At 61.9% G+C, this 5,635-nt stretch carries 4 protein-coding genes; 2 read left to right on the forward strand and 2 right to left on the reverse strand.

Annotated elements, in window-relative coordinates; translation table 11 throughout:
• The first annotated feature begins 371 nt into the window (after positions 1-371).
• Entirely contained in the window at positions 372-1,460 is a 1,089-nt protein-coding gene (locus VHD36_10110) for a hypothetical protein (protein HVU87664.1), read from the forward strand.
• Positions 1,461-1,474: 14 nt separating this feature from the next.
• Here VHD36_10110 and VHD36_10115 read toward each other — a convergent pair whose 3' ends face one another.
• Entirely contained in the window at positions 1,475-2,971 is a 1,497-nt protein-coding gene (locus tag VHD36_10115) for an amidohydrolase family protein (GenBank protein ID HVU87665.1), read from the reverse strand.
• Between the two features lie 267 nt (positions 2,972-3,238).
• Between VHD36_10115 and VHD36_10120 the strand changes: the two genes are divergently transcribed.
• Positions 3,239-4,648, forward strand: coding sequence for a hypothetical protein (locus VHD36_10120; GenBank protein HVU87666.1), 1,410 nt, complete (start codon positions 3,239-3,241; stop codon positions 4,646-4,648).
• Between the two features lie 483 nt (positions 4,649-5,131).
• On the opposite strand, the gene VHD36_10125 is transcribed toward VHD36_10120, so the two are convergent.
• Positions 5,132-5,635 (reverse strand): hypothetical protein (locus VHD36_10125; protein ID HVU87667.1); only part of this gene is annotated, 504 nt, incomplete at its 5' end.

Genomic DNA, 5,635 nt, shown 5'->3' on the forward strand with positions numbered 1-5,635 from the left:
GTTTTACCGCTTCAAGGCTGTCGGCGGGTTCGAATATGTGGCGGACGCGCTGGTTGGCCCATCCGCCGCGCAATCGGTCGGCACGCATCCCGGCGATTCCGGAACACTTTGGCTCACCGACGAGCGCTTTGACAAACTTGGACCGCGGCCCATCGCGTTGCAGTGGGGCGGCCAGGTCTTCCGGGAAAACGGGGCGACCGGGTCAACATACGCACTGGCGACGTTCCTCAGCACCGTGTGCAACCAGCTCGACATCACCCTTTTGCGCGATTGGCAGACCAGACTGCCGGACTACTGGGGGGGCCGTCGGCCATTACGGCATCGCCAACAAGGCATGCGGCGTCATTCGAAACAAGAACCTGGCAAAGCTGATGAACGCCAATCTGGAGCGGATTTCGTATCAAGTTCCAGACATCAACAAAAAAGAGATGCAAGGACTCAGCAATCGCCCGTTTGTACCCCTGGCGGATGTTCCCGACATGGTTTGGAAGGTCGGACCGCACAAGCGGGGTGGCATGAATGCACCCGAACACGCCAACCATTTTGCCGATATGGACAGGGTCCTCAATCCCAAGCTGCCACAGGGGGCAACGCTCCTTGAGATATGCGACGGCAAGCCCAACAATGTCGCGGTCAACGTCTGGCAGCAATACTACGACGCCGTTCAAAAACAGTTTCCGAAAGAAAAGGAGAGCAGAGGGCTGCTGCCGTTCCGCGTCTGGCAAATCTACAATGAGATGGTCGATGCGGTTAAGAACGGCGATGCCGCGCGGTTCGTGTGCGCCGCGGGCATCGTTTCCCATTATGTGGGCGATTCCTGCCAACCGCTCCACATTTCCTATCTGTTCAACGGTGATCCGGATCATCCCGTCTCAGCCATGATTCGTGACCCGCAGACCGGAAACAAGAAGCAAGGAAGTGTGCCGCTGGGCCAGGGCGTTCATTCGGCCTACGAGGACAACATGGTCGATCGCCACGTCCCGGAGATCATGACAGGGGTGGACGGACTCCTCAAAAATCCCCACTTGCCGGCACTCGTCACAGGCGGTCACGATGCTGCGGTCGCGGTCGTCAACCTCATGCAGCAAACTTTCAAAGCCATCGCCCCGAAGGACATCGTCTCGGATTTCGTCAAGGTGCAGGATCAAAAGCCGGCTGCGCAGGCCGACGCTCTTTGGAAGAGCCTGGGCGAAGATACGATCAAGGTCATGGCTGACGGCTGTATCTGCCTCGCTCAAATATGGGACAGTGCCTGGGCCGAAGGCGATGGCGATTCCAACATCCGGTCGCTTGGCGAGATCGACGAAGCGAGCCTTGAAAGGCTCTACCAGAATCCCAATTTCCTGCCTTCGCACACGCTCGATACCATTGGCCCGATCCTGACCGGCGCGCCGGCCGCGGCCGGCGGCGCAAAGCCTCAACGGAAGACGAAGACCGTGCGCAGCAGAAAAGGACGGTAGCGTGCAGCGCCCGTTCAGTCCGCCCGCGGGATGAATCGCTGCATGCCGACGTCTTCGGCCCAGACGCGGCGGTGGGCGTCGTGCATGTGCGGCAGCGCCGCGCGGCGCGACGCCACCACCGAGTCGTAATCGGCGATGAAATGGCGCATCAGGCCAGCGACTTCGCGGCGCAGCGCCTCCTCGTCGACAGTCTTGACCACGCGCTTATCCACGACGAGGCGGCCGTCGACCATGACGCTGTCCACGCCGCGGCCGGATTCGGTGTAGACCAGCTGCCGCGCCGCGCTGTTGTACGGCAGATAGGCCGCGTCGTTCAGATCGATGAGGATGAGGTCGGCCTTGTATCCCGGCTTGATGGCACCGAGGCAGTGACCGAGGCCGGCGGTGCGGGCGTTGCCGGCCGTGGCGTGGCGCAGCATTTCGTGCGCCAGCGGCACGCCGGGCTCGGGATCGCTCACCGCCGCGGTCAGGCACAGCATCTTCATCGCCTGGAACACGCTTTCCACATCGGTGCCGCTGCAATTGTCGCAACCGAGCCCGAGCCGCACGCCGGCCTCTCGCATCGCAAGGAGCGGCGCGATCCCGCTTTTCAGCTTCATGTTGCTGAGCGGATTGAGCACGATGCCGGCGTCGGCCGCGGCGAGCTGCTCGATCTCCTCGCGCGTGATCCAGACGCTGTGCACGATGTTGAGCCGCCGGTCGACGAGCCCGCAATCGGCCATGTAGCCGATCAGCCCGCCGTGCTTGCCGAACAGCTCGCGGCCAATGAGACGCTGCGCGCGTGTTTCATAGACGTGCGTGTAGACCGGCAGGTCGTATTTGTTGGCAAGTTCACCGCAGGCTCGCAGCATTTGCGGCGAGCAGCGCTGCGGCGCGAACGGCGCCACCGCCCAATGCAGGGTCCCGGCGACAGGGTGCCGGGCGAACTGATGTTCCAGATAATCGATCTGATCGCGGATCGGCCGCGGCTCGTTGCCGAGCATCTGCTGCACCGTGGGCGGCAGGCTGTCGGCGTGCCGCATCATGGCGATCGGCGGGATGTCCCACACCATCGGCGAGAACACGACGCGGATGCCTGCCTCGCGATAGGCGTCGATCACAACGTCGGTCTGCCCATCGGTGAGCGGCACCAAGCCGAGCATGTCCTGCACCGTGGTAATGCCGGCGCGCAGACATTCGATCGCGCCGACCAGCGTGCGCGCCCGCACCTCCTCGTTGCTGCGGTTGGCGCCCATCGGCAGCGTGTAGAGCAGCCAGAATTCGAGCGGCAGCTCCTCGAACATGCCGCGGCAGAGTACGTCGTGCGAATGATAGTGCGCATTGATCAGGCCCGGGACGACGAGGCGCCGCGATGCGTCGATCATCGTATCGGCGGCATCGGCCGCGATGCCGGGGCCAACCGCCGCGATGGTGTCGCCTTCGATCAGAATGTCGGCCACGGCCGGCTTATGCACGTCGCCGTCGTGGTCGTAGACCTGACCGCCGCGGATCAGAGTTCGCTTTGCCGTCATTTCCGCCCTCCCCGTCAACGACGCCATGCTGTCGGAGGAGGACCGCGCCTTGCAAGCGGCGGTCGTCGTCGCGTGTGTATAGCGGCCAAGCGATCTGCAACGGGCTTGAAATTTATGGGCAAAATCCCATCTAATTGCCCACTCACCATGTGGGCCATTTTGTGGTTGACCGCCGGCCCACGCCTTGGTTCGATTCAGGCGTAAACGCAAGAAGCGCTACAAGCGCCCATCGCGAAAACCAAGGGGCAGGAAACGGCGAGGTTGGCCATGAACGCCCAGCAACTGCTGCAGGAAATATCGGATTATTGCCGCCAAACGGGCTTAGCCGAATCGACCTTCGGCCGACGCGCGGTCAACGACGGCAAGCTCGCGGCGCGGCTGCGCAATGGCGGGCGCATCACCACCGACACCCTCGATCGCATCCAGAATTTCATGACTGCTCATCCCGCCCACGATCGGCCCACGATCATTGAACGGCCGCGCGAGCCGCGCAGCCTTCCGGCCGCTGCGCCGGCTCCGACGTTGACGGCCCCTGTCGGCGCCAAGGCGGGCGATCCGCAGCGCAATTTCCGCTTCTTCGACAACCGGCAAAAGTACCTCTTGTTCGTCAATACCTGCAGCGAGAAATGGGAAGTGGCGAACCGGGTGTCCGACGAACTCGCCCACATCCATCCGCGGCCGCCGGCGGTGCGCGTGTTCGACGCCGGCGTCGGCGACGGCTCGGTGCTGACGCGCGTGATGCGCGCCATGCATGACCGTTTCGCCCACATGCCGTTCTATCTGGTCGGCAAGGAGATCAGCCTCGAAGACATCCGCCTGACCCTGCAGAAGATGCCCGATCGCTTCTTCGAACATCCGTCGACGGTTCTGGTGCTGACCAACCTCGCCTACGCGGATGCGCCGTGGCTGCACGTCAAATCGCTCAACGCCGCGTCAAGTCTCGTCTGGCACGAGTTGCCGCTGATCGGCAATTCGGCGCACCGCTTCGAACAGCAGATCATCGACCTCGAGCCGTTCCTGGCGCTCAACTGGAAAGCCGGCGTCTCCGCGCGCACCGGCAATCCGATCTACGAGCGGCCTGTAGTGCTCGTGATCTATCGCGAGGATCACCGCTTTCTGCTCGACCCGATCATTCCGAAGCCCGGCGGCACGCTCGCCAACTACGACCTTGTCATCGCCTCGCAGCCCTATCGGGCACGCGCCTCGCTCGACTTCAAGGCCCAGCGCGTGATCGCGCCGCTCGCGCGCGCGCTCGGCTCCGGCGGGCGGCTCATCGGTATCCATTCGCACGGCCACGATCCGGGCATGGAAATCATTCAGAAAGTGTGGCCGGACGACCATCCGTTCATTCATGATCGGCATCAGATCATGAAGGCGGTGAAGCACGAACTCGGCGCCGCCGGGCGCGACCTCAATTTCAACGCCTATGCGGATAACCGCTCGCTGTTTCGCTACGTGATGCACACGCTGCCGTCGGAGATCTCCGAATCGATCGGCACCTCCACCCTGTTCGCCGCCTGGAACGCGGCGATCTACGTGGCGCAGGTCGAGGACGACCGTGTGGCACAGGCCGCCGCGGACGGCAGCTACATCGACGCGACCCGCGCGGTTTTGCAAGAACGCGGCGGGTTGTGGTTCTTCGACGAGAGCTACGTCATTTCAAAGCGAAGGGCGTAGGCAGCCGCTTATGGGTGCGGCTTGTCCATGTCCAGTTCGCCCGAAAGCGGACGAGAGATTGCGGTGCCGCATGAGCAGCGCAGTGTGAAAGCCGGCCAAGCGCTCAGTGGGAGTGGCGAGGGTTCCGCGTTAAACGCGAAGGTTGCCCTCGCTGCTGACGTTGCTGTTGCAGCGGGGCTTGGCGTCCGTTGACGAACAAGCGATAGCCTTTTCCTTGGCACTCGCTACATACGACGCCGTCTCGTACCCCCGAGCCACGGCAGGCCTCGCACGGCCCCGGCAGTTTCTCATTCATTTGGTTAGGTCGGTTGCAATGTCCGCCAGTCAAGGGCAGACGCATCTTTCAGGTTGTCTATCAATTCGCATTCGAACACCCGGATAACAAATCTGTCAGTAACCGCATGTCTGATTGAGACGAGCATGTCTGATTGGGACAAGCCGATCGTCGGCAGGAAAAGCATCGTCGTACACCTGGCTTGCCCCTCAGATATGTCCGACACCACGGGAATTTAGGATTGATTGGACGTAAACCCGCCGTGGCGCCCGAGCATAGGCACAAAATCGAATCACCAATAACCCCGATTGCGACCCCAGTATCCGCCGCCGCCGCCAAACAGCAGCACCAACACAACGATTATTAAAATCATTTCCATGACATGCTCCGTTAACGGTGCTGGCTCTCTGTTTGCCGCGCACCGCATCCTTCAATCCGCCAACCGCGTTCTGCATTTTGCCCGCAGCCTTGTCGGTATCTTGCCTTCGGCTTCCCGCTCTTGTCGCGCGTTCACGCTTTTTCTTTGTTCGGTCTGTACCAACGTCGTTTGTATGCGTTTTGTTCCCAACATAAAGTGCACGACTAGAGGGTTTTTCCTCGAATATCTCTGCGTGCCGAAGTGTTGCGGATGCCTCCCAGCGTAGTTCTTCCGCACAAATCGCGGCCTCATCCTGCCCGCCATCCCAAAGCACACGATTCTTGCAATTCCCACG

The sequence above is a fragment of the Pirellulales bacterium genome, assembly GCA_035546535.1.
Classification (GTDB): Bacteria; Planctomycetota; Planctomycetia; order Pirellulales; family JACPPG01; genus JACPPG01.